This is a genomic window from Paenibacillus sp. sgz302115, from assembly GCF_056120445.1.
The window spans coordinates 37,415-62,010 of sequence record NZ_JBVYOK010000008.1; the positions used below are offsets into that span (position 1 = coordinate 37,415).

General features: G+C 50.9%; 24 protein-coding genes and 1 other RNA gene. 19 read left to right on the forward strand and 6 right to left on the reverse strand.

From position 1 onward, the window contains the following. Positions 1 to 7 precede the first annotated feature (7 nt). Positions 8 to 423: RNase P RNA component class A (gene rnpB / locus AC0LWN_RS16645), an RNA gene on the forward strand. A gap of 96 nt (positions 424 to 519) precedes the next feature. On the opposite strand, the gene AC0LWN_RS16650 is transcribed toward rnpB, so the two are convergent. Beyond that, positions 520 to 1,740: an aminotransferase-like domain-containing protein gene (locus tag AC0LWN_RS16650; RefSeq protein ID WP_474667177.1), complete on the reverse strand. Its 1,221-nt coding sequence runs from the start codon at positions 1,738 to 1,740 to the stop codon at positions 520 to 522. Between the two features lie 94 nt (positions 1,741 to 1,834). Here AC0LWN_RS16650 and pdxR point away from each other — a divergent pair, with 94 nt between their 5' ends. Beyond that, positions 1,835 to 3,274: a MocR-like pyridoxine biosynthesis transcription factor PdxR gene (pdxR, locus tag AC0LWN_RS16655; RefSeq protein ID WP_474667179.1), complete on the forward strand. Its 1,440-nt coding sequence runs from the start codon at positions 1,835 to 1,837 to the stop codon at positions 3,272 to 3,274. Here the strand turns inward: pdxR and AC0LWN_RS16660 are convergent. Further along, the gene (locus tag AC0LWN_RS16660) at positions 3,271 to 5,160 is read right to left on the reverse strand and encodes a S8 family peptidase (RefSeq protein ID WP_474667181.1); all 1,890 of its coding nucleotides are present in this window, start codon (positions 5,158 to 5,160) and stop codon (positions 3,271 to 3,273) included. The two genes, pdxR and AC0LWN_RS16660, sit on opposite strands and share 4 nt — an antisense overlap. Positions 5,161 to 5,358: 198 nt before the next feature. On the opposite strand from AC0LWN_RS16660, the gene AC0LWN_RS16665 reads away from it, so the two are divergent. The 6 genes from AC0LWN_RS16665 (at position 5,359) to thiI (ending at position 10,097) form a co-directional block, all read left to right on the forward strand. After that, entirely contained in the window at positions 5,359 to 5,856 is a 498-nt protein-coding gene (locus tag AC0LWN_RS16665; protein ID WP_458963695.1) for a YpuI family protein, read from the forward strand. Between the two features lie 146 nt (positions 5,857 to 6,002). Continuing rightward, on the forward strand, positions 6,003 to 6,224 hold the full coding sequence (locus tag AC0LWN_RS16670) for a DUF1540 domain-containing protein (protein ID WP_474667184.1): 222 nt from the start codon (positions 6,003 to 6,005) through the stop codon (positions 6,222 to 6,224). A gap of 9 nt (positions 6,225 to 6,233) precedes the next feature. Next, entirely contained in the window at positions 6,234 to 6,632 is a 399-nt protein-coding gene (locus AC0LWN_RS16675) for a hypothetical protein (protein WP_474667186.1), read from the forward strand. 187 nt (positions 6,633 to 6,819) lie between these two features. Continuing rightward, the gene (locus AC0LWN_RS16680) at positions 6,820 to 7,530 is read left to right on the forward strand and encodes a lytic transglycosylase domain-containing protein (protein WP_474667188.1); all 711 of its coding nucleotides are present in this window, start codon (positions 6,820 to 6,822) and stop codon (positions 7,528 to 7,530) included. 128 nt (positions 7,531 to 7,658) lie between these two features. After that, positions 7,659 to 8,810: a cysteine desulfurase family protein gene (locus tag AC0LWN_RS16685; protein WP_474667190.1), complete on the forward strand. Its 1,152-nt coding sequence runs from the start codon at positions 7,659 to 7,661 to the stop codon at positions 8,808 to 8,810. Positions 8,811 to 8,813: 3 nt separating this feature from the next. Then, on the forward strand, positions 8,814 to 10,097 hold the full coding sequence (thiI, locus tag AC0LWN_RS16690) for a tRNA uracil 4-sulfurtransferase ThiI (RefSeq protein ID WP_474667192.1): 1,284 nt from the start codon (positions 8,814 to 8,816) through the stop codon (positions 10,095 to 10,097). Here thiI and AC0LWN_RS16695 read toward each other — a convergent pair. Continuing rightward, on the reverse strand, positions 10,094 to 10,789 hold the full coding sequence (locus AC0LWN_RS16695; RefSeq protein ID WP_474667194.1) for a TerC family protein: 696 nt from the start codon (positions 10,787 to 10,789) through the stop codon (positions 10,094 to 10,096). The two genes, thiI and AC0LWN_RS16695, sit on opposite strands and share 4 nt — an antisense overlap. 187 nt (positions 10,790 to 10,976) lie before the next feature. On the opposite strand from AC0LWN_RS16695, the gene AC0LWN_RS16700 reads away from it, so the two are divergent. From AC0LWN_RS16700 to AC0LWN_RS16725, 6 genes are all read left to right on the forward strand, one after another. Next, the gene (locus tag AC0LWN_RS16700; protein WP_474667196.1) at positions 10,977 to 11,636 is read left to right on the forward strand and encodes a TerC family protein; all 660 of its coding nucleotides are present in this window, start codon (positions 10,977 to 10,979) and stop codon (positions 11,634 to 11,636) included. Between the two features lie 174 nt (positions 11,637 to 11,810). Further along, positions 11,811 to 12,323, forward strand: a complete 513-nt coding sequence (locus AC0LWN_RS16705) for a hypothetical protein (RefSeq protein ID WP_474667198.1) — start codon at positions 11,811 to 11,813, stop codon at positions 12,321 to 12,323. Between the two features lie 167 nt (positions 12,324 to 12,490). Continuing rightward, a complete protein-coding gene (gene typA, locus AC0LWN_RS16710) occupies positions 12,491 to 14,335 on the forward strand; it encodes a translational GTPase TypA (protein ID WP_474667200.1) in 1,845 nt (614 codons plus the stop codon). A gap of 152 nt (positions 14,336 to 14,487) precedes the next feature. Next, entirely contained in the window at positions 14,488 to 14,784 is a 297-nt protein-coding gene (locus AC0LWN_RS16715; RefSeq protein WP_474667202.1) for a YlaH-like family protein, read from the forward strand. Positions 14,785 to 14,866: 82 nt separating this feature from the next. Further along, entirely contained in the window at positions 14,867 to 15,937 is a 1,071-nt protein-coding gene (locus AC0LWN_RS16720; RefSeq protein ID WP_474667204.1) for an LCP family protein, read from the forward strand. A gap of 70 nt (positions 15,938 to 16,007) precedes the next feature. Beyond that, entirely contained in the window at positions 16,008 to 16,463 is a 456-nt protein-coding gene (locus AC0LWN_RS16725; RefSeq protein WP_474667206.1) for a pyridoxamine 5'-phosphate oxidase family protein, read from the forward strand. 27 nt (positions 16,464 to 16,490) lie between these two features. On the opposite strand, the gene AC0LWN_RS16730 is transcribed toward AC0LWN_RS16725, so the two are convergent. Next, positions 16,491 to 17,060, reverse strand: a complete 570-nt coding sequence (locus AC0LWN_RS16730; protein ID WP_458963682.1) for a YhcN/YlaJ family sporulation lipoprotein — start codon at positions 17,058 to 17,060, stop codon at positions 16,491 to 16,493. A 105-nt stretch (positions 17,061 to 17,165) separates the two neighbouring features. On the opposite strand from AC0LWN_RS16730, the gene AC0LWN_RS16735 reads away from it, so the two are divergent. Both AC0LWN_RS16735 and AC0LWN_RS16740 read left to right on the forward strand, forming a co-directional pair. Beyond that, positions 17,166 to 18,497: a PhoH family protein gene (locus AC0LWN_RS16735; protein ID WP_474667208.1), complete on the forward strand. Its 1,332-nt coding sequence runs from the start codon at positions 17,166 to 17,168 to the stop codon at positions 18,495 to 18,497. 660 nt (positions 18,498 to 19,157) lie between these two features. Continuing rightward, positions 19,158 to 20,390: a sugar ABC transporter substrate-binding protein gene (locus AC0LWN_RS16740; RefSeq protein ID WP_474667210.1), complete on the forward strand. Its 1,233-nt coding sequence runs from the start codon at positions 19,158 to 19,160 to the stop codon at positions 20,388 to 20,390. Here AC0LWN_RS16740 and AC0LWN_RS16745 read toward each other — a convergent pair. Continuing rightward, positions 20,382 to 21,350, reverse strand: coding sequence for a coiled-coil domain-containing protein (locus tag AC0LWN_RS16745; protein ID WP_474667212.1), 969 nt, complete (start codon positions 21,348 to 21,350; stop codon positions 20,382 to 20,384). The two genes, AC0LWN_RS16740 and AC0LWN_RS16745, sit on opposite strands and share 9 nt — an antisense overlap. Before the next feature lie 332 nt (positions 21,351 to 21,682). After that, entirely contained in the window at positions 21,683 to 21,919 is a 237-nt protein-coding gene (locus tag AC0LWN_RS16750; protein WP_458963921.1) for a DUF2626 family protein, read from the reverse strand. Positions 21,920 to 22,266: 347 nt separating this feature from the next. Here AC0LWN_RS16750 and AC0LWN_RS16755 point away from each other — a divergent pair, with 347 nt between their 5' ends. From AC0LWN_RS16755 to AC0LWN_RS16765, 3 genes are all read left to right on the forward strand, one after another. Continuing rightward, on the forward strand, positions 22,267 to 22,917 hold the full coding sequence (locus AC0LWN_RS16755) for an RsfA family transcriptional regulator (protein ID WP_458963678.1): 651 nt from the start codon (positions 22,267 to 22,269) through the stop codon (positions 22,915 to 22,917). Between the two features lie 155 nt (positions 22,918 to 23,072). Next, positions 23,073 to 24,053: a ketopantoate reductase family protein gene (locus tag AC0LWN_RS16760; RefSeq protein WP_474667215.1), complete on the forward strand. Its 981-nt coding sequence runs from the start codon at positions 23,073 to 23,075 to the stop codon at positions 24,051 to 24,053. A 6-nt stretch (positions 24,054 to 24,059) separates the two neighbouring features. Further along, positions 24,060 to 24,446, forward strand: coding sequence for a DUF3397 domain-containing protein (locus AC0LWN_RS16765; RefSeq protein ID WP_474667217.1), 387 nt, complete (start codon positions 24,060 to 24,062; stop codon positions 24,444 to 24,446). The last annotated feature ends 150 nt before the right edge of the window (positions 24,447 to 24,596 follow it).

Below are 24,596 nucleotides of genomic sequence, written 5' to 3' on the forward strand. Positions count from 1 at the left end.
TGTACGGGAAGTTTGACAGACAATCGCCGGCGGCGTGAAGACGCTGCGGGAGGAAAGTCCGGGCTCCATAAGGCAGGGTGCTGGATAACATCCAGTCGGCGCGAGCCGAAGGATAGTGCCACAGAAATGGACCGCCGATGGCCGCTTTCGGGCGGCACAGGCAAGGATGGAACCGAGGTGTAAGAGACCCCGAGGAACGCTGGTGACTTCGTTCCTGGTAAACCCCATCTGGAGCAAGACCTAATGAGACGCAGCATCCTCCTTAACGGGAAGGGGCAGCCTTCGCCTGAGGCGCGTCTAGGTTGGTCGCTGGAGCTGTGCAGTAATGTACGGCCTAGATAGATGATTGTCGCTTATGGTGGGAGGGTAGTTCCCGTTCGAACCACGACGAGCACAGAACCCGGCTTACGGCAAACTTTCCTAACTGACAACTTCTAAGCATTTGTAGATGTAAGCAGCCTATAAGACAGCGGCCCTCCGAGGAGGGCCGCTTTTTGCAATTCTATAAAAGTATAGCTATCAGTGAAGATGCGACAGCTCGCTTTGCTCATATAGAGCCAGCGCTTTTTCCAGCCGCTGCACGGCAAGCGGAACCAGCTCTGGCGGGGTGTGGGTGAAATTAAGCCGCATCGTATTTGTGAGCGGCTGCGCCGAGAAGAAAACCTCTCCGGGTACAAAGGCAACGCCCTGCTCTACAGCAAAGGGAAGCAGCCTCGTAGTGTTAATCTGCTCGGACAATGTCAGCCACAGAAACATGCCGCCGCGTGGCTCGTGGAACCGGGTGCCCTTCCAACTGCGGGAGGAGAGCTCGGCGGACAAGAGCTTCATCCGCGAACAATATTCACGCGAGATCTTGCGGATATGCCCTTCGAGATCAAAGAACCCCAGCAGCTCAGACAGCGCGCGCTGATCAATGGCGCTGGAGTGCAAATCCGCCGCCTGCTTCGCTTTGATGATCACTTTGATCAGTTCAGCGGGACCGGCGATCCAGCCTGTGCGCAGCGCGGGGGCGACGATTTTGGAGAAGGTTCCTGTATAGACTACACAAGGCTCACTGCTGCTGCTTCTGTCAATCTCCGCCAGGGTAGGGGGATAAGCGCCCGGCGCCTCATCGAAGGTGATCTCTCCATACGGATTGTCTTCAAGGATAAGCACATTATAACGCCGGCATAGCTCCACGGTCTTCTCCCGGCGCTCCTTGCTCCAGGTGGCTCCCGATGGATTGTTAAACGTTGGAACAGCATACAGCAGCTTGGGGCGCTGCTTGCGAAGCTGCTCCTCCAGGTGGTCCGGCAGCATGCCATGTTCGTCACTCTGGACAATATGGATGTCCGCACGGTAGGAGCCAAGCACCTGCAGGGCGGCAAGATAAGTAGGCGCTTCCACCAGTACGGCATCACCTGGATCAAGCAGGATTTTACACAGCAAATCAATGGCCTGCTGGGAACCTGTTGTCAGTATCATTTCAGAGGCGGCCACAGGAATCCCCTGCTTGGTCAGCCTTGCGGCAATTTGCTCCCGCAGCGGGGCGTATCCTTCAGTTAATCCGTATTGCAGCGCTGATGTATCCGCAGATAGAGCACGGCTGTATGCATCACGGACCGCCTCCATCGGGAACAGATCTTCTCCGGGCAGGCCCCCGGCCAAGGAGATAATGTCTTTGCCTTGAGTAAGCTTGAGAATTTCACGGACTGCCGAAGAACCCAAATGGTTAGCAGCCGTTGAGAAATTAATCTTCATAAAAAATGCTCCCCGCTTTTGAATTTTGTTGTATCATAACGGCATAGCGGTATAACAGTAAAGCATTGAATATAACAGTAAGGAGGACGGAAGGATGCATATCGATTTGCTTCGCAGCGGCACGAAATCCTTGCCGCAGCAAATTTGCGATACACTGGCTCAGCGGATTACTTCAGGGCTGCTGCAGCCGGGTACCCGGCTGCCTTCCGTCAGAGGTCTGGCAGTCAGTCTGAGGGTGAGCCAGGTTACTGTGAGCAAGGCCTACGCCGATCTGGAGAAGCGGGGACATATTATTTGCAGCCAAGGCAAAGGCTGCTTTGTCGCGGAGCATGAACGGAATGGCTCCGATACCGGCACAGGCTGGCAGAACGTTTATGACGACTATTTGCCGCGGGCGCAGCTGTGGAGGAATTTTGATTACTCAGAGGTGGAGTACCCGTTCCATATGGCATCAATTCATGGCGAGCTGCTCCCCCTCAGGTCTATCGGTGCGACGATGGCCCTACTAGTGACAGAGCAGCCCGAGCTGATGGCTTCCTACGGCAATTTCCAGGGCAATCTGGAGCTGCGGGAAATCATGCGCAAGCATCTGCAGCAGCGCGGCATTACTCTTAGCTCCGCTGATTTGATGATTACCAGCGGGACGCAGCAGGGGATTGATTTGGTAGCCCGGACCTTTATCGGTCCCGGGGATACGGTTTATCTGGAAGCGCCGAGCTATACCGGGGCGATTGATGTTTTTGCCGGGAGGGGTGCGGAGATGATCTTTGTGCCGATGGATCAGGAGGGAATGCGGATTGATGTGCTGACGAAGCTGTGCGACCAGAGACCGCCCAAGCTGATTTATACGAATCCTACCTTTCAGAATCCTAGCGGCGTCACGATGAGCATGCCAAGAAGACAGCGGCTGCTGGAGCTTGCCCGCAGCTACCGCTGTCTGATTGTGGAGGATGACCCGTTCAGTGATCTGTATTTCCGCGCACCTCCGCCGCCTTCGATCAAATCCATGGATGAGGACGGACATGTGGTCTATATGAAAAGCTTCAGCAAGGTGCTCGCCCCCGGCTGCAGAATCGCTTGTGTTGCCGCAGCGGGGAATATTCTCTCCAGACTCATCGCCGCCAAGTCGGCGAGTGATCTCGGCAGCCCGCTGCTGACACAAGGGGCAGTCCTTCCGTTCATCTCCCATAAATACGAGAGCTATGCCGGCGAGCTGCGGGCTGCTCTGCGCAGACGTATGGAGAAGGCGGCGAAGCTGCTGAAGCAGTACGCCCCTCCGGGTGTTACCTGGAATCTGCCCGATGGCGGATTGAATCTTTGGCTGCAGCTCCCATCCGCAGCAGGCATCGACAGGCTGCATATACTGGCCGAACAGGAGGGCATTTCCTTTCTTCCCGGCGATGTGTGTTATGCCGGTGATACTCCCTCCCGGCATATCCGGCTGTGCTATGCGCAAATGAAGGAAGCCGACATGGAGCGGGGGCTCAAGCTGTTCCTGATCCTGCTGGGCAAGCATCTCAGCTCTTTGTCTTAATAGCTGTTTTGAAGGCTCTGCTTAAGTGATTTGAGCTGCCGGCCGACTTGCTGCGGAAACAACTGCAACGGCACTTCGCCTCCGGTGGCTGCCTGAAGTGTTTTGTAGATATCGACTTGGCCCCAGCCATAATATTTGTCATGACCGGGGGTGCCGAGATCCACCGCATTGGTAGTCATTAGATCCATCACTTCTTTGTTGGTCAGGGCCGGATTCAGCGAGCGGATGAGTCCGGCGAGCGCTGCCACATGAGGGCTTGCCATGGACGTTCCGGATAAAGCCGCATACTGGTTGTCCGGGTAGGTGCTGGCAATGCTCTCTCCCGGGGCAGCGACATCAATATAATCGCCATAATTGGAGAAGGAAGCTCTATCGCCGGAGGCATTTGTTGCAGCAACTGCAATTACCTCCGGGTAAGCTGCCGGATAGCCCGGACGTTCGGTGTTGTCGTTGCCGGAAGCGGACACGAGCACCACGTCACGGTCATAGGCATACTTAATCGCATCATGCAAAAACTGTGAATCGGCGTAATTCCCCAAGCTCAGGTTTATCACCTTCGCTCCTTTGTCCGCAGCCCAGATAATTCCTTCGGCAACGGAGTAGGTAGTGCCTGCTCCCGAGTTGTCGAGTGCTTTTACCGGAAGGATCTTATTGAACCAGCTAATGCCGGCCACGCCCTCCTTGTTGTTCGTCAAAGCTCCGATGATGCCTGTTACATGGGTGCCATGTCCGACATCGTCATCAGGCTTCGAGCCTTTTGTGATCGCATTATACCCGGCCAGCAGCTGGCCCTTGAGGTCAGGATGGCTGGCCTGCACACCGGTATCCACCACAGCCACTACTACATCCTTGCTGCCTTTGGACAAATTCCAGCCCTGCTCGGTTTCGATAGCCGGCAAATTCCACTGATAGGTCGAGAACAGCAGATCATTTGGCGTAAGCACATTCGCTCCGGTCTTTTCGTTCACCGCATCATTGGTTAAATACATATAGTGAGGCTCTGTGTATTCGGGTTTCCATTTTTTGGCGAAATAGGCTTTAAGCTCTGTATAGTTCATTTTCTCCGAGCGGAAAATATAGGCATACCCCAGCTTGCGCGGCTCCTTGGACTGGATATCTGCGGCAATGGTCTGAAGCTGTCCCGCAGTAGGATGGCCGTTCTGGAACCGGACAACGATTTCATTCTCATAATAATGGCTGGCGTTCTCGTTGTCATGGCCCGTTTTGACGGTGATGTCCTTCAAGGTATCGGTGTGAACCGATTCAACGCGGTATTTGCCTTCCTTGGGATAAGGGATGAGGCGCAGGTTCTTGAGCTGATGTTCGGCAACCCGGTCCAGAATCTTCTGATTGATCAGGGCAATAACACCGAAATGTCCGGCCTTATCGCGCTGAGCCATAAAGTAATATTTCTTCTTCCCGATAATAAAGGTAGGGGATTCATAAGCCTGATGCCGTTTGATCGCAGTTTTCGCGGTATTCAGGTATTTCAGCAGTTGTTGATTCTCCTGATCGCTGCCCTCCGGAAGCGAGGACTTGAAGGTGCTCGTCTTCTCTGTGCGGAAATCAATCCACATCAGCATGGTGATATGTCCGTGTCCTTGCTGGAGACGTTTGGCATATGCTGAAATATCTCCGGGCGAAGCGCCATCCGTCTCAGTGAGCATCGTGCTTAAATGCTTGCTGACATCCACCCTGTTCAGACGGTCGGTAGCGCTGACATCCTGGGTAAGCGATGTTTTCTTGATCGCTTTCTCCTGTGCCGGATTAGGCACGGCGGTTTGGTGAAGCCCCCCGGTCCCTTCAGGCCGAAGGGTAAATGTTAGTAGGACTGCCGAGATTGCAGCGGTGACCAGACCGGCTATTAATACATTTTTTCGTGACATATTTTCCGCCCCTTCATGGCATCGTAATACCTGTAGCTTTAGAAGAGAGCACCTGTTTTATGCATCAAATAGAAGAAAGCAGAGGACAGAGAAGCCGTTGCTGCTTGTCAGAAAAGGATACCGCCGTCCAAAGATTTATGTTAATATCAAAAAAGTAAGTGCTTACCGAGCTAGGACTAATAAGGGGGACCAATTGCCATGTCAGCAGCCAACGTGCAGAAATTGTGTGAAACGACGAGAGAAAAGCTAAACGCCGTAATCGGAAAAATGGAATTATTCCTGAACCAGCATGCGCTGCCGCAACTGGTAACTGAAGATGATGAGGAAACCCTGCTGTTTTATCAAGGCTTCTTGTCCGATCTCCGCCATCTGCTGGTGTTCTCGGAAATGTCCTATGAGAAGCTGGGGGTAGCTCTGCGCCGCGCCACTTTTGACGAAGCCTTTGCGCAAAAAGCGCTTTATAACGTATACCATTTCGGTGTGAACAACTTCTTTTATCCTAAGAATGAGAGCTATTCCGAAGATGGGCGTTATGCCTACACAGGCCAGGATGCCATCCGCTTCCGTAAGAAGCCGGTTCGTCCGGTACGTGACATTATTCTGGATATCACCAAGGTTTATGAAGAGCTTCGTGATGATCTGAGCTATTATGAAAATGATTATTTGACCGAAAAGCGTATGCAGAACCAGGTGTAGCAGCTGCTTATCTGTTCAGCTACAGCCAGGACCGTGTCTGTCATGGAAGGATGACGGCACGGTCCTTTTTGTGCTGGGCGGACTGGTAACCCTTTTACAGCATAGAGGCAGCCGGCCAAGGGCATAATGAAGTCGAGGTGATAAACATGACAAACGCAAAAACGCTTGTGAAATGCAGTGTGAGCAACTGTCATTATTGGGGAGAGCAGAACTTGTGCCGGGCTAATGAAATTGTGATCGAAATCGACAAGCATGTCGGCAGCCGCTTCAAGGAAGAATATGCCGAAGAAATGACGGATCGCAACCACCATGACATTGCCGGAACTTCCTCTGCCACTTGTTGCCTGACGTTCAAGCCTAACGCTTAGGAGGATACCATGGACAATCACAATGATGAATCCAAGCTGGACCGCTCAGAGCGGAAAAAGATCGTTCTGCGTCCGCGCCGGATGGACTATCCCCGCCGTGACCGGACGCTGAACGAAGAGTACGCTGCTGAAGTTACCCCGCTGCCCGCACATGTGCAAAGAACGCATATCAAGGATGCGGAAGACACGAAAGATGAGACCCAAAGTGACAGTCGTACCCTCGGTTATACAGGCCTTGGTTTTGGCGTGGTCTCCTTATTTATTTGGTCGGTCATCTTAGGGCCAATTGCTGCAATACTCGGATATTTCGCTTATGCCAGAGGGCAAAAAACCTCCGGAGCGTGGGCGATCGGGCTTGGCATTGTATCTACACTCAGCTATTTTGTTATGATTCCTTTTGCGCGGTAGCAGCATTTGCAGCCGGAAATATGAAGCAGACACAGGCTTACAGACCTAACTATACGGGTCTGAAGTCTGTTTTTGCGTGTCAGTATATAGCATTTCCCGTGAAAAAATTGTAAAATGAAGGCGCATTTCAAATTTGAAATTGAGATTCTTAACATAAAAGACAAACCGGAAAGAAGGAGTGCGCAGCATGGAGATTAATACCGCTGCTGGAAGCGGACTCGGGCAGTTGAAATGGGTTGATTTGAGGACTTCGTCAAACGTCAGGAAGGGTGCTTCGACCGCCAGCAAGGAAGTGTCGGGGACATCCGCTTCAGAATTTGCCGCCATGCTGCAGCAGCTTGCTCTGCAGAATGCCAGTGGAAGCAGCGGCAGCGCGCTTACCTCAATGGACAACTCTTCACTGAGCGGTCTGCTATGGCAGCAGCTTGGGGGAATGCAGAATGACTACAGTTCAATTTCCGGGGAAATAACGGGAACCAAGCCTACCGATTATGAAGATTTGATTCAAACGGCAAGCGCGAAATACGGAGTTCCGGTTGACCTGATCAAAGCTGTAATCGACACCGAGTCCTCCTTTAATCCGAATGTTGTCTCCTCGGCCGGAGCCAAGGGCTTGATGCAGTTAATGGATGGAACGGCGAATGGCTTGGGCGTTTCTAATCCCTTCGATCCGGCGCAGAACATTGATGGCGGTGTTCGTTATCTGTCCTATCAATTGCAGCGGTATGGCGGGCAGGAGAAAATGGCGCTGGCGGCTTATAATGCCGGTCCGGGGCGGGTGAACAAGCTTGGTGTAAGCAATGACATGGAGCTGATGGCCAGTTTGTCGCAGCTTCCGCTTGAAACTCAGTCCTATATCGCCAAAATAGAACGCGCCCGCGCGCAATACGCGGTATAATAAAAGGATCAAACGGGTTAACCTTAAACCACCGGGGTGGCAGAGGGCCGTTTGATCCTTTTTCAAATGATAAGGATGGAATTGTTTCACTTCATCACAAGTGGAAATGTAAAGGAGACCGCCGATATATGCTTTACTGGGATTATGCCGCCGCAGCGCCGCCTTACGATGAGGTGGTGCAGACCGTGGAACAAATCATGAGGCTGCATTATGCCAACCCCTCTTCTCTTCACCGTGCAGGCGTAGAAGCGGAGAGGCTGATCAGACGCGCACGGGAAGTATGCGCCGCTGCACTTGGAGTGCAGCCACAGGAAATTCTGTTTACTTCGGGAGCTACCGAGAGCAACAATCTGGCGATTAAAGGGGCGGCATTGGAGCTTCAGTCGAGGGGAAGACATATCATAACTACCGAATTGGAGCATCCCTCAGTGTATGAGAGCTGTCTACAGCTGCAAAAGCTGGGCTGGGAGATCACCTTTGTCGCACCGGAGAGCAGCGGTGTTGTTGATCCTGCGCGTATTGCCGCTGCCGTCCGCCAGGATACTGTGCTTGTCAGCGTCATGCATGTCAATAATGAAATCGGCACCGTGCAGCCAGTGCAAGAGATTGGGCAGCAGATTAAAGCTGTTAACCGCAGGACGCTGTTTCACGTCGATGGTGTACAGGGCTATGGCAAGCTGGAGACGCGGCTGAAGGAATGGCAGGCCGATCTATACAGCCTGTCGCCGCACAAAATCCGCGGACCGCGCGGTACCGGAATACTATATGTCAGGGAAGGTGTTACGCTGTTTCCGCTGATAACCGGAGGCTCTCATGAAGATGGCCTGCGAGCCGGAACGGAGAATGTGCCGGCGATTGTCGGTTCGGCCAAAGCTGTGCGGATGAGCGGTGAACAGAGGCTCGCGTTAAACGAACGCCTGATTCCACTGCGAAATCGGCTCTTGCGTTTTATAACCGGGATACCTGAGCTGATTCTGAACAGCAGTGAGGACGGAGCGCCGCATATCGTTCATTTCTCCTACCCGGGCATGAAGGGGGAAGTTCTGGCCCGCAAGCTGGAGGAGCTGGGGATGACCGTTTCGACACGTTCAGCCTGTTCCTCGCGCCTTGCTGAACCAAGCCGGATTCTGCTGTCGATGGGCAGAGACGCCTCGGCAGCGCTCGGCGGTATCCGCATCAGCCTGGGGGACCGTCATACGGAGGCTGATGTTGCCCAGCTTGAACAAGCGCTGCTGACTGCTGTACAGTCATTGAAGAAAGCTCAAGGAGGCATGAAGTAACAGATGAGAGAGATAGATACACAAGCAGAAGCTGACGGACGCAGTATTGAATACGCGGACATGCTTTTGCTGCGCTTTGGAGAATTTACTTTAAAAGGGAAAAACCGCTCCCGCTTTGAAAAAACCGTGTTCCGCCATGTGAAGGAGATGGTCAAGCCTTATCCCAAGGCAAATCTGAGCAAGGAATTCGGCCGAATCTATGTAGAACTGAACGGTGAACCGGCGGAAGAACTGATTTCGGCGCTGAAAAATGTGTTCGGCATTGCCTCAATAAGTCCGGTCAAGGTTGCGCGGTCTGAATTCGAAGACATTCTGTCGGTCAGCCGCACCTTTCTGGAGATTATCGCACCGGCTGCAGGGACCAGCTTCAAGGTCAATGCCCGCCGGGTGTGGAAGGGATTTCCGTATGGCTCGCTTGAAATGAACAAGCTGATCGCAACTCCGCTTCTTCAGGGTTATCCCGGTCTGCTCGTGGATGTAAGGTCCCCGCAACTGGAGATGAAGATTGAGATCCGTGAAGGACATACGTATATTTTCTGCGAAAATATTGCCGGTGTCGGCGGTTTCCCGCTGGGCACTAACGGCAAAGCGATGCTGCTGCTGTCCGGCGGGATTGACAGCCCTGTTGCCGGCTGGTCTTCCATGCGCCGGGGGCTGGAAGTAGAATGCGTTCACTTCTACAGCTATCCCTATACGAGCGAGCTGGCAAGGCAAAAGGTCGTGGATTTGACGCGGGTACTGTCGCGTTATGCTGGAGTCATTAAGCTGCATCTTGTCCCGTTTACGGAGGTGCAGACCTCTTTTACCGGCATCGGTCAGGATAATCTGATTATTACGCTGATGCGGCGGGCTATGCTGAGGATTGCTACAAGACTGGCGGAGCAGGAAGGCGCGCTGGCACTCGTTACAGGAGAAAGCCTCGGGCAAGTGGCCAGCCAGACGCTTTCCAGCATGAATGTCATTGGCCGTGCCACAGCACTTCCGCTGCTGCGTCCGCTGATTATGATGGATAAGAGTGAAATCGTGGAGCTGTCCCAAACGATCGGTACTTACGAGCTGTCCATTCTGCCTTATGAGGATTGCTGTACACTGTTTGTCCCAAAATCTCCAACGACGAACCCGAATCTGCGAATCGTGGATAAAATCGAAGCCACACTTCCAGGTTACTCTGCGCTGCTGGATGCGGCGGTCGCCGGGACCGAAACGGTCACCATTACGCCTTACGGAAATGAGAAGCCCAGCGATGTAGTCACGGCCGAAGCCGGACTGCAGGAAGAGTGGTTTTAGTCAAAATAGTGGCTGTGAGCAGCTTTTCTGTCATTGCGTACCCGCTTCAAGTGACCTGCCGCAAGAATTCCAGCAATAATCAGAATGATGAAAAGAATATGCAGCAGCGGATGCTCCCGCACAAAAGGCTCAATTCGCTGTTCTCCCGCAATCATGCTGGAGGCTGTGAATCCAAGCACACCTGCACCGATATAAATAATCCAAGAATATTTGTTAATCAGCTTAATAAAAAGCGTGCTGCCCCAGATTACAATCGGCACGCTGATCAGGAGTCCCAGCACGACAAGGACAATATTGTGATTGGCTGCCCCGGCAATGGCGATAACATTATCAAGGCCCATGGCTGCATCGGCGACAATGATTGTCCGGACTGCGGACCACAGCGTCCCTCCAGCTTTTATATCAGGACCGTTACTTTCTCCCGTCAGCAGCTTGTAGGCGATGAGAATAAGCAGCAATCCGCCAAAGAGCAGCAGCCAGGGAACCTTAAGCAGCCATACGACCAGAATGGTAGCGATAATCCGCAGCACGACGGCTCCGCCCGTACCCAGCAGAATTGCTTTTTTCTGTGTACTCCCCTGTAAATTCCGGGCAGCGAGGCCAATGACAATTGCATTATCGCCGGCCAGGATCAGATCCAGAAAGACGATGTTCAGCAGCGACAATATGAAATCCAGAACGGATGTGCTCAAGTGGGGGTCACTCCTAAAGTTTTGTATGCTAAAGGTGTGGAGACAAGGCGGCTGTGCCTGCATAGTTTTGTATACGCTGGAAAAGCGCCGGACATTCGTCCCCGCGGAAAAAAGCCCGCACAGTTAGCATAGCTTGTCGCCCTTGGACATACATGTAATTACATGTAGTTCGGGGAGGCTAAAAACAATGGATTCCTTATTGCTGCTTGGTGAAATACTGATGATCAATCTTGTGCTGAGCGGAGATAACGCAATGGTGATTGCGATGGCCAGCAAGAATCTGCCGGAGAACCACCGCAGGCTGGCGGTATGGTGGGGAGCTGCGGGAGCCGTTGCGCTGCGCTGCCTGCTGACTTTTGCTGCGGTGCTGCTGCTGAAAATTCCCTATATTGAAGCGGGCGGGGGGATGCTGCTGCTATGGATCGCGTTCAAGCTGCTGCTTGAGAAAGAGGAAGATGTCAGGGTGGAGGAAAGCTTGAGCCTCTGGAGGTCGATCCGCACCATTCTGCTTGCCGACTTCATTATGAGCCTGGACAATGTGCTGGCGATTGCGGGAGTGGCCAAAGGGGATCTTGCGCTGATTGTGATCGGCATCGCCTTAAGCATTCCGATTGTGGTCTGGGGAAGCGGGATTATCGTAGGCTGGCTGCACCGTTTTCCGGTGCTGATCTACATCGGGGCATATATCCTTGCGCATACCGCCGGTGAAATGCTGCTGCAGGATGCCAAGTTCGGACCGGTGATTTCCTTTTTGCTGCCATCGCTTCATTCCACATTGCCGCTCTTACTGGGCATCGCAGTTGTGGTATCCGGTGCAATTAAGCGCAGACCCGTATCGTTAAAGTAGAAATCTGGCAATACTAGAGGCTGAGACAGAGCTGAATAAGCTTTGGCGCGGCCTCTTTGGCGTTTCTGCCAAAAGCATGAAGAATGCTGGTGATGGTGTTTTATTCTTTTTTCAGATAAAATATAAATGGAATCCTGTCATAAAAGATGAGAACTTTGAAGGGATGGGTGAAAAATGTCTTCCAAAAACGACATGAAACTGGGTGTGTTTATCGCCGCCGCCGGCATCGTAATTCTACTCGGAAAGCTGGGGGTGTTCGGATTCCTCGGGCGTGCCCTGTGGCCACTCGTGATTCTGATACCAGGCCTGTTCCTGCATGTGCTTTTCTTCAGCCGTCGTGCTTCGGCATCTGTGCTGCTGCCCGCCGGAATTCTGACTGTATACGGCTTGCTGCTGGGATTATGCAATGCGTGGGGCTGGGGGCTGATGAGACATCTGTGGCCGCTGCTGCTGCTGGGCATTGCTGTCGGACTATATGAGTATTCGCTCTATTCTACGGGCCGAAACGGCGGACTTACGACTACAGCCGTCATTCTTGGACTGTTAAGCATTATACTGCTGGTCTTTAGTCTTCTGGGTACCGGAGCGCTCTACCTAATTGGTGCGGTTCTAATCGCAGCAGGCGCTTGGCTGATGTTCGGCCGGGGCAAACCGGGAGGCCGCAAGAAGTGGAATGGAGGCTGGTAAGCGTTTTTTTCATAAAAAGACTTGCTTTTCATAGTGCTTTCACTATAATATTAAGGATATGTTGAAGCGTCGGCTTTCTGCCTGGCGCTTCTTTTGTGAGACTGCTGCGACACGCTATAAATTTGAACATTTTTAATTTGATAAATGAGAGGATTTGGATACAAATCATGCATTCAAGAAAAGATATCCGCAACATTGCGATCATTGCCCACGTTGACCATGGCAAAACAACACTCGTCGATCAGCTTCTGCAGCAATCAGGTATTTTCAGCGCTCACGAGCATCTTCAAGAACGCGCTATGGACTCGAATGACCTGGAGCGGGAACGCGGAATAACTATCCTAGCCAAAAATACAGCTATTACCTATAAAGAGTTCCTGATCAACATCGTAGATACACCAGGACACGCCGACTTCGGCGGTGAAGTAGAACGTATCATGAAGATGGTTGACGGCGTACTGCTCGTTGTCGATGCCTATGAAGGCTGCATGCCGCAGACAAAATTCGTTCTGCGCAAAGCGCTGGAGCAGCACCTGACACCAATCGTAGTCGTGAACAAGATTGACCGCCCGGCTGCACGTCCGAAGGAAGTTATTGATGAAGTGCTGGACCTGTTCATTGAACTTGAAGCCAGCGACGATCAATTGGAATTCCCGGTTGTCTATGCTTCCGCACTTAACGGTACATCCAGCTTGGACCCTGAGAAGCAGGACGACAACATGCTTGCACTGTATGAGACAATTACCGAACACATTCCGGCTCCAACTGAAAAAGTGGATGAGCCGCTGCAATTCCTTGTAACATTGATGGACTATAATGAATATCTGGGCCGTATTGCTATCGGACGCGTAAACCGTGGCGTAATCAAGCAAGGCCAATCCGTTACAGTTATCATGCGCGACGGCAAGAGCAAAACTGCCCGCATTGAGAAGCTGTTCGGCTTCCAGGGCCTCAAGCGTGTGGAAGCCGAAGAAGCGGGTGCAGGCGACATCGTAGCCATTGCCGGTATCAAGGATATCAACATCGGTGAGACAATTGCCGATCCGGCTAACCCAGAAGCACTGCCTGTACTGAAGATTGACGAACCGACCATGCAAATGACGTTCCTCGTGAACAACAGTCCGTTTGCTGGTAAAGAAGGCAAGTGGGTGACTTCCCGCAAGCTGCGTGAGCGTCTCTTCAAAGAACTGGAAACAGATGTCAGCTTGCGTGTGCTTGAAACCGACAGCCCTGATGCCTTTATCGTGTCCGGACGCGGTGAACTGCATCTCGGGATTCTGATTGAGAATATGCGCCGTGAAGGCTACGAATTGCAGGTATCCAAGCCGGAGGTTATCATCAAGGAAGTTGACGGCGTCAAGATGGAGCCGCTGGAACGCCTGCTGATTGATATTCCGGAAGAAAGCATGGGCGCCGTAATGGAAAGTCTGGGAACTCGCAAAGCGGAAATGGTCAACATGATCAACACCGGAACCGGACAGGTGCGCCTGGAGTTCCTGATTCCGGCACGCGGCCTGATCGGCTACAATACGTACTTCCTGACGCTGACACGCGGCTATGGGGTAATGAACCATGCATTTGACAGCTACGCTCCACTGATCGGCGGCCAGGTTGGCGGACGCCATCAAGGCGTGCTTGTGTCCAGCGAGACCGGCAGCTCCACATTCTACGGCATGATGGGTGTTGAAGACCGTGGTATCCTCTTCCTGGAGCCTGGGACTGAAATCTACGAAGGGATGATCGTAGGTGAGCATACCCGCGACAACGACATCATCGTCAACATTTGCAAGGAAAAAGCTCTGACTAACGTCCGCTCCGCTACAAAGGATGAAACGGTGAAGATGAAGACACCTCGCCTGTTCTCTCTGGAAGGTGCGCTTGAGTACCTGAACGATGATGAATATTGCGAAATTACTCCTAAATCTGTCCGCCTGCGTAAAAAGATCCTGAATAAGGGCGAACGCGAACGTGCAGAAAAGCAGCGCAAAGCGGCGCAAGCCAGCCAAGCCTAAGCTGTTTATCCTTCTTCTTGAAGCCGCCGGCCAGTCCGGCGGCTTTTGTGCGCTTTTCAAGAGGTCCTTAAAATTCTAAGGATTATTAGCGGAAAAACCTGCGGCGGATGATATAATGTAAGCGAACTTATTCCCGGGAGGAGTGACGAGCTGTGCAGAGCTGGTTCGCTGAGCATCCTATTGTCGCTTACATTGTTATTTTTATCTTGCTGACCTATGTGTACAACCGTGTTTTCCGCGTCAATCAGAAGCTTACCATCGGCAAGGAAATCGTACTGTATATCATGATGGCGCTGGGTTCAGGCATGCTGCTCATTTTTCAGCACGACAAGCTGCCGATCATCCAGTGTCTCCTTGTGGCTGTAGGGCTGATGCTGCTTGTGCGGGTCCGTTATATGGTGGAAGCGCGGCAGAAGCGAAAGGCAACAGCAGCAGCTAAAAGACAGTAAACGCAACTTTTACCACGAACTTCCGTCTAATTTAATACGTAGCAATATAATTCCAATTGATATGAAAAGGACTTTATTTGATATGAGTACAAGTAAGGGAAGTTTGCCTCCAAGATCCAGCGGGAACCAAAGAAACGGCAGACCGCAGCCAAGCAGCGCGGCCAGACCCGCGCAGAACAAGAAGATAGTTAAGAAACGTGGAACTTTTGCCAGAGCAGGAAGGACGCTGCTTGTGATCCTCCTGATTGTAATACTTGCAGTGCTTGGTTATGCAGGTTATTTGTATTGGAAGTTTGATCAAGGCAGCTTTGGTATCGACCGGCCGGTTCCGGCAGGACATTCGGCTGCAGAGAGACCGATCACGATGCTGCTGCTGGGAACAGACAACCGCCCGAAGCATCCTTCGAATCTGACGGATGTCATTATGGTCGCAGCGCTTAACCCGAGTACCCAGTCCGCTACAGTGGTCTCGCTTCCCCGGGATACCTATGTGGAGCTTAGCGGTTATAAGAAGACTAAGATTAACGAGTTCTACGCCCGGTTCAAGGGCAAGGAGAAGAAGTCGGGTATACTTGCCGAGGATGAAATGAAGACAATGATGGGCAAATATCTCGGAGTCGACATTGATTATGCTACCGTGCTTGATTTCCAAGGCTTCCGTGATGTAGTCGATGAGCTAGGTGGAGTGGACGTCAATATTAGTGAGAATATGTGTTATACGGATAGTGTGGATGGCACGGATATCAACCTGAAAAAGGGTCCGGCACAACTGAACGGCGACGATGCACTTGATTATGTTCGTTACCGCAAGTCCAACTGCAGCCCGAAGACGAAGGCTTCGGATGACTTTGACCGCAATAAACGCCAGAACGAGGTGCTCAATTCATTAGTCGGACAAATGCAGTCATTGGGCGGGGTACTCAAGATTGGCAAAGTGCTTGATGCGGTGGATGACAACATGAAGACCGATATCGAGAATGAGCAGATTAAGAGTATGATATCCACCTATTGGAAAATATCCAAGGCGAATATTGAATTTAAACCGGTGACCGGAACTTGGCGCAGTCCATATGTATATATTAACAATGAAGAGCTTGACGCGGCAAAGAAAAGCCTGCAGAACCGGATTGCCGGGGCTGTATCTCAAAATTGAATGCAAGTTCGGCCATGTGCTATAATATAATTAATTGAACGCACACAAGCATCATAGGGGGCCTGAATCTATGTCCGAAGCCGTTGCTCAGCTCAATGAAAGCCTGCTATCCATGCTGCAGACAGAAACTTTTGTTCTTCTAAGCACTGTGGATGCGGAAACTGGTGGACCTACATCCACCGCTATTTCCTGGATCTATGCAGTGAGCCCATCCATTGTGCGTCTGGCGGTGGACCATCGCTCCAGGCTTGTGAACAACATGAAGGTTAATCCGCTGGTGACGATTACGGTTTTTGACGAGGGTACCGTACATGCCATTAACGGCCGCGCTGTCGTGAGGCAGGACCCGCTGTCCGATGTCCCGTTTAAGATGTGCTGTTTTGATATTGAAATTGAAGCGGTCCGCAATGCGCTGTTCTATGGCGCACAGTTGGAATCTGCCCCAAAATATGCGAAGGTATACGATGCACGTGCGGCTGACAAGCTGGACGGACAAGTGTTTGCCGCCATGCAAAAAGCCCAGTGATATTCTCACTAGGCTTTTTTTTGAAATTTACTTCCCTTGCGGTCTGACGTCCTTAGGGAGCTGTGGTATGATCCGGCCGATAATATCGGCCATCTCGGCGGCGAATCCGGAAACCGGGCGTCCCTTGCTGATATGACGGCCCATCTCGGCAAGTCTGCTGTTAAGGTCCATGTCAGCAGTGACGAGCGCCCTTACACCTCTCGGGTCCTTCCGGATAGCTTGAGCTACGGAATATTTAATGGTTCCGACGCGCGAGCGGGTCAGTGATCCATCAACATCTATGCCGACTACAGCCATGTTGTTCATTACGACACAGTGGGCGCCGTTTACGCCCGGTACTCTTTTGGCCAGCTGTTCAAAATGATTCTTCAGTGCAATATCGCTCTCACCTGAAGTGTTGTAAGCTTGACCAGGCATCGCTGTGGGGTTCAGTGTAGCTGCCCCTGCAGTCGTTAGTGGCCGTACCCCGCGGTTCCCCTGGTTACTTAGAGCTTTCGCCGATTGTTTATCCTGAGGAGAGGGTGATGTTCCTTTATTAGCGATACCGCAGCTTGTCAGCAGCAGCAGTACCAGCAACAGACACATTGATTTTCTCATATGTGCTTACTCCTTTCAGCCAAAGATCAGTTTTTTACTATATCTTGCCCCCGCTGAAAAGAGTTATGTATGACCAATCAAACCAGGCGCTGTGGAGGGGATAACATGAAAAAGATATTTGTACTAGACACCAACGTGCTTCTGCACGATCCCAATTCGATCTTTGCTTTCAAGGAGCATGAGGTTGTCATTCCCGCTGTAGTGCTGGAAGAAATCGACTCCAAGAAGCGTAATGCCGATGAAATCGGCCGCAACGCCCGCACCGTGTCGCGCTTATTAGACGGACTCCGTGAACTGGGCCACCTGCATAGCGGTGTGGAGCTGGAGCATGGAGGTACGCTGAAGGTGGAGCTTAATCACCGCAGCTTCGTCAAGGTACAGGAAATGTTCGGGGAAGTGTCCAACGACAACCGGATATTGGCTGTGGCGCTCAATTATCTCCATGAGGAGAATGAAAAGGCTGAACCCAGACCTGTGGTACTCGTAAGTAAAGATGTGCTTGTCCGCATCAAGGCGGATGTGCTTGGCATTACACCAGAGGATTATTTGTCCGACCGTACTGGTGACCTGAACGAGCTGTACTCCGGCTGCCAGTCACTGATGGTCCATCCTTCGCTGATCGACGAATATTATAGCCACCGTTCCTTGTCAGTCAAACAATTAGGCTTATCGTACTCACTGTATCCGAATGAATTCATTATTCTGAAGGATGAGATCGGCACCGGCAAGTCGGCCCTGCTCAGAGTGAACAGCGATGCCTCCCGTCTGGAGCCGCTCTATCTTGGGAATGATGCAGTGTGGGGAATCAGTGCCCGCAATGCCCAGCAGCGGATGGCGCTCGAATTGCTGCTGAATGATGACATTCCGCTGGTGACCATCACCGGCAAGGCGGGAACAGGGAAAACGCTGCTGGCCCTGGCTGCGGGACTGTTCAAGGTAGAAGATGAGCATAAATATAAAAAGCTGCTGATCGCCCGCCCGGTGGTGCCGATGGGCAAGGATATCGGGTATTTGCCTGGTGAGAAGGACGAGAAGCTTCGCCCGTGGATGCAGCCGATTTATGATAATCTGGAATTCCTGTTCGATACCAAGAAGGCTGGAGACATTGATAAAATACTCATGGGCCTGGGAAGCATTCAGGTCGAGGCGCTTACCTATATTCGCGGGCGTTCCATTCCATCGCAATTCATCATTATTGATGAGGCGCAGAATCTTTCCCGCCATGAGGTGAAGACTATCGTCTCCAGAGCCGGTGAAGGCAGCAAAGTCATTCTGATGGGCGATCCGGAGCAAATTGATCATCCTTATCTCGATGCTGCGAGCAACGGGCTTAGCTATATCGTTGAGAAGTTCAAGCAGCAGGGCATCAGCGGACACATTACTCTGGAAAAAGGCGAGCGTTCGCACCTGGCCCAACTGGCCGCTGACCTGCTGTAGCTGCAGGCTTTGCCTTATATACCAGTTCCGCCCACTGTTTGCTAGAGTAAAGGCTGGTGTGGTTGCACTATGTGCAATAGAATAAGGGGAAATGGCTTCCAAAACACATTCTGCTGTATTTCATGCAACTGATTTTAAGGAAATCCACCGTTATGGGCAGAATTCGATAAAACTATTGTACAGAGTACAATAGAACGTAAAATGGGACAGAATATTGTAAATGTGAATGTACGAAGTACAATAGATTGTTAACGACCATATACCAGCTAATAAGGTATATATGGTTTGCAGGCAATCTGATTTAGAGTAAACAGCCGGGAGATCATTCCCGGCTGTTTGCTTTTGCCGCCCCCAAGGAACGGCGAGGGGCAAATCCTTTTGCGACAACAGAATGGAAAGAAAGTTTGGAACTGGAGAAGCGTCAGCGTTCGCCTTTATCCTCAGATTTCTACCGCAGAAGCGGTAATTCAAATCAGGAAATCTGAGGATAACAGCGATCGGAAGTCCAAAGCTTTCTTGGAATGGTCAAATGTCGCAATCGTATTACCCATCGCCGTTCACACCCATATAATAGAAAGAGAACGTTTTCACTACCGGCAGACAACCGGAGATGCATCTGGTAAAATAGGGGAGACGAGTCAAGGCGGGAGGAGAAGGAACGTGCTGAGAAGGAGAAACTACTGGCTGCTGTTTGCTATTTTATTGCTGTCGCTGACAAGCCTGTCCCCCAGCATGGAGCTGGATACCCGTGACGATTCCCATCCGCTAAGGCAGCCGCTGAATCAATCGGAGCGGCCTGCTTCCGGCGATAAGGACAGTGTCAAAAAGCTGAGTATCCGGGTGTCTCTGAGCAATGAGGAATTTAAGGAGCTGGAACGGATCAGCAATAACTACAGCTTGTCCACGGGAGTTCAGGTCATTCTGAGCAATGTGGACAGCGGGGATGCCGATGAGAAACTGAAGCAGGATATGACGATTGGGGATAGCCCGGATATTGTGATGATCGACGGCCGCAGCATCACTGATCTGGCAACCCGGGGATATTTGCTGCCGGTAGATATTTATCAGAGTCTTCCCGGAAGTGCGCCGCTAACTACGTTAATTCCTCAGATGCAATGGAACGGATATGACTGGGGAGTCCCGCTTGATATTGATCCATATGTACTGGTGTACTCTCCTCAGCGGCTCAGCGAGCTGGGCTTGACAGAGGTTCCGAGAAGTATGGAGCAGTGGAATGAGTTATTGAAGCGCATCCTTGAGCAGCAGGGCAAGGAACGATATCTGCTGGCAATGGATAGCAGCAATCCTTATGGCTATTCTGCAGTGCTGGAGAGTATGGGGGGCAACCTGCTGAACATTAATTCGGCCCTGCTGGAATGGACACAAAATGCAAGCAGCTATTTTTATCTGACAAGCCGCTATAATACAAGCATCTGGGATATGCTTCAGGATGGAAAGGTTGCGGTTGCGGCACTACCGCTTTCGGAGTGGCAGCAGCACGGGAATTCTTCACTGGCTGCTGAAGCGCCGGTGGCCGCCGGCAGTAAAATAGGGTACCAAGCGCTGTACAGCCGCTTTTTCGCTCTTCCGGCGCAGTCCGCCGATCCTGAGGCTGCCGTGAAATGGCTTGCTTATGTCACCTCAAGCACGGCGCAGCTCGATTGGCTGGAGAATACAGGGCGGTTGCCCGCCCTCGATGAGCTTTACCGCTCCGGTCTGCCCGAGCGAACGAAGCTTCCTTTTGACGTCAAATTGCTGCTTACTGAGGAAACCGCCATAAGCAAGGAGACAGCGGGAGGCTGGTCGGAGCTTACGGCGGCAGTCACCCTGCTGCTTACAGGGAAAGTCAATGCTGCAGGATATGCCGCAGCTTTAGTACAGGCCTCAAAATGAGAGCCCAAGCTTCACATGCAGCACACCCGCTGCACTGCTCACATCAGTAGCACGCAGGAAAGAGATGATTTTCTCCGGATAAAAGCCTAGGTCGAAATCTTCCTCAAGCGCCTTACGGGTAGTATCCGGCAGCTTCAGTCCATTAAATACAACCTCATCGACATGGAACATCAGCGCGTTGACCGGATCATTTTGAATCGTATAATGGCCGGTCAGCGTGAGTGACAACCCCCCGCTTTTTCCTGTTGCAGTAATCTCATTATCATTAAAATGGAAAGCAAAGTCCTTGAATAATGAATTCTGCGCCACCAGGAACTCATTCAGATCCTCTTCCTTTAGCGCCAGATTGTAAGTCATTCCTTTGCGCGTCAGCATCCCGTCATGACTCTGAACGAACTGCGGCAAATTCTTCATGGCCGACGACAAAGCTTTGAAATACGTTCTAACCTCATGAATGCCGATATTTTCCCAATACTTCGTAAATTCCTCTAGTAAAGCACTCATGCGTTCGGGATCACTGCTGCCCTGAATGCCGCCTTTGATCTCTGCGTTGAGCGCCGTGACCCGGGCCTTCTGTTCCTCCAGAGCCGTTTTCAGCTCCGCCAGCTCCTGTGAACTGCGCTGCGCCGCAGCTAATGTTGCTTTCAGCTTCTTATATTCCTGCTCATATTGAGACAGAATGTCACGGTCCCGCCCGATTACAATTTCATAATAGTCATATAAGGCGAGCAGTCTGCCAATACTTTTAGCGGAGAGAACAGCCGTCAGCAATCCGTCCCTGTCACCCATATAATAAGAACGCACAATGGCGCCGGCACGCTCCCGTTGATCGGCAATTGCTGTTTTTTGGGAATCTGCCTGTTTCTCAAGCAAGGACACCTTTGCTTCAAGCGTCTGCTGCTCAGCGTTTATGCGGGTGATCTCATGTTCAATTTCAGCCGAGGATAACGTCTGCTCCATCAGCTTGCGTGTCTCCTCATTATCAGGCATAGCCGGGGGAGCGGCGTTAAGCTCCGTGACGGGATCAGCAGAGAGAAAGGCAGGGGGCGTCAGAGGCAGTATTGTGAAGCATACAAGGAAGATCAGAACGGCAGAAAATCGGCATCTATTATTGCGGAAAAGCACCACACCACCACCTTAGAAGGAATAGACAGGTATGTACTAATAATATGTTTACCTTTGTTAAAATATCATACCTGCATTCCTTGTGGAAGACCTGCAAAAACGCAAAACAAAAAAACGGAGGCCCTCCTTAATGTAAGGAATAGCATCCGTCTCAAATATAAATGGCTTTAAAGCGGCAGCCCCATCTCAAAAATCGTCCAGTAGCTGAAGCCGGTAAAGGTCAGAAGCATATATCCCCAGAAAAGCAGGACGTAAGTCTTTTCGGTAAATTTCATATACCCCAGAATGACGAAAAAAGCGGTTTGCAAAAAGAAGAGCAGGGCCATCTCCGTCAGATCCCCGGCAAAAGCCATCAGTCCGATCACAAGCGTAAAAAAACCCAGCACACGAAACATGCGGTCCAAGAGAACATCCCCCTTCCAGTATGGTTCCGGCAATACCTTCTTTGAAATTAATTATACCTTCCAGAGCTAACCTTGTAAACGAATTCATCGAAAAAAAGCTGAAATTATTGGAAAAATATGATTTTTATTATTGACATGCAAGCTTGAAATACAAAAAGAGAAATTATAGCACTCAGCAAGTATGAGGTTACGTCAAAATGGAAATACAATTTAGTATCAAATAGATTCTATGAACTCTAATAGAGGCATAGAAATGGAGTAAGCAGCTTTTATCCTATTCACTATCCGGCGGAGCTGCCGGTTATGAAGATGGTTATTTCATGATGTTGTTAGGAGGGTTTGGCTTTATGACAGCCGTTAGACAGGATGCTTGGAGCGCGGAAGATGATTTGATACTAGCAGAAATAACACTGCGTCATATCCGGGAGGGCAGTACACAGCTCGCAGCTTTTGAAGAGGTGGGTGAAAAAATCGGCAGGACTTCGGCAGCATGCGGATTTCGCTGGAACAGCTGTGTTCGCAAAAGCTACGAAGATGCAATCGGTATCGCCAAAGGCCAGCGCCAGAAGCGGAGCTATCTGAAAAAGCAGCCTGCCAGCAGAGGTGCGCAGGTAGCCGGCTTGATTCTCGGAGACATTGAAGAGGAATACGGGCGCAGCGAGGGGCTGGGCGAAAATTCATTGTCAATCGATGCGGTGATCCGCTTCTTAAGACAATGGAAAGGAAGTTTTCAGGAAGCTGGCCGCCAGCTCAAGATGCTCGAAAGGGATTTGCGCGAGAAAGAGGATGAGCTAACCGAGCTTCGGGCGGAGAATGAAAGATTATCCAAAGAGGTTAACCTTGCCCAGAGTGACTACCGTGTTGTGAACGACGATTACAAGGCTTTAATTCAGATTATGGACCGTGCCCGGAGGCTCGCTTTTCTTAATGAAGAGGATGAAGAAATGAAGACGAGGTTCAAAATGGACGCGAACGGCAATCTGGAACGAATCGAATAAATTCACATGTTTTGTGAAACCCGCATGCAGTGGCTCCTGCCCCGTTTGCGGGTTTTTTGCATACATACTCAATGCTCCGCTTTGCGATGCTATTTTGCTTTTGCCGGAAGGAGGATATAATTAGGAAAAATTGCTGTGAAACGGCAGGTGCAGGAATGAGGATAGATATAATCGGTGCGGGCTCACTGGGTCTGCTGCTGGCAGGAAAACTGATTGATGCTGGAACGGAAGTCAGGCTATGGTGCCGGAGTGAAGAACAGAGCAGAGAACTTACCGAAGAAGGCTTAACCATAAGCTATGAAGACGGGAGTAAAGCCATTCGGCTTAAGGGCACCCGCTTTCAGGCAGCACCCATAAGCAAATTCGCTGAAACCGTACTTCGTGAGCCTGGCGACTGGGTGGCGATAACGGTCAAACAGAACGTTTTTCATCGGATTTTGCCGGAGATTCTCGTTCCTCTAAGGAACAGCAAGCTTAATGCGGTTTGCTTTCAAAATGGCAACGGCCATTTGGAGCTGCTTCAGGAGCTGCTGCCTGAGGCTTCAATCTGGGCGGCGGTAACCACCGAGGCTGCAAAAAGGAAAACATTAACAGAGGTTATCCATGCTGGCAAAGGGGAAATATGTATAGGGAAAAGAACAGTCCCCAGACAGGATTCGCATAAAAATGCTCAAAATGAGGAGAATACCGCTGCAATTAGTTTGATTGAGGCCCTTACAGCAGCAGGATTCTACGCGTTGATGTCGAAAGAAGTGGATACCATGATTTACCGGAAGCTGCTGATCAATGCTGTGATCAATCCGCTGACGGCGATTTGGCGTATTCGGAACGGTGAGCTGCCGGCTTCTGAAGAGCGTATTCAGTTAATGAAAGAGCTGTATACAGAAGCTATTCGCGTATATGATGCCTGCGGCATTGCTTATGATGCTGATGCATGGGAGGGCATTCTTGAAGTTTGCCGGGCAACCTCGGGCAATATCTCGTCAATGCTTGCGGATGTGCTTGCTAAAAGAGCAACGGAAATTCGCTGGATTAACGGCAGCATTGTAGCGATGGCAGAGAGCGCTGGAATCACGGTCCCTTTACACCGCTGGATTTGCCGGTTGGTAGAAGGCATGAATGTGAAGGAGAGGTGAGGCTGTTTGGGATTTCTGTGGAATTCTTTCACGCTGTTAAGCGTTATTCCGGTTATTCCTTTTTTGATCGTATATTTCATAGGGATAGGCCTCAAACAAGAGAAGAAGAAGACATTTTTATTGGCTATGGACGTGACAACCTTGTTTTTATTTCTATCCGTATCGGCCTTATTCAATAACATTTTCAAATCGGGGTTTGGGTTTTATCTTATACTACTTATTGTATTAATATGCGCTGGACTGATTGGAGGCGCCCAAAATCGCTTAAAGGGAAAAGTGGACGGCAAGCGTCTGCTTCGGGCAGTCTGGAGACTTTCCTTCTTGTTCATGGGCATTGGATATGTTCTGTTCATGGCCGTTGGCCTTATTAAGTACATATCACAAGCGATGTAATGTTCCATTGCTCCGGTAAAGCGTCAATGTCACAAAATTTTTAAGTTTTAAAAAAAAAGGGTTTTCAGAAAATATTGCTGTAGATTTTTTTGACCACTGGTTGTATAATCATAAACCATATACCACATTCTATTTAGGGGGAACTGCTAG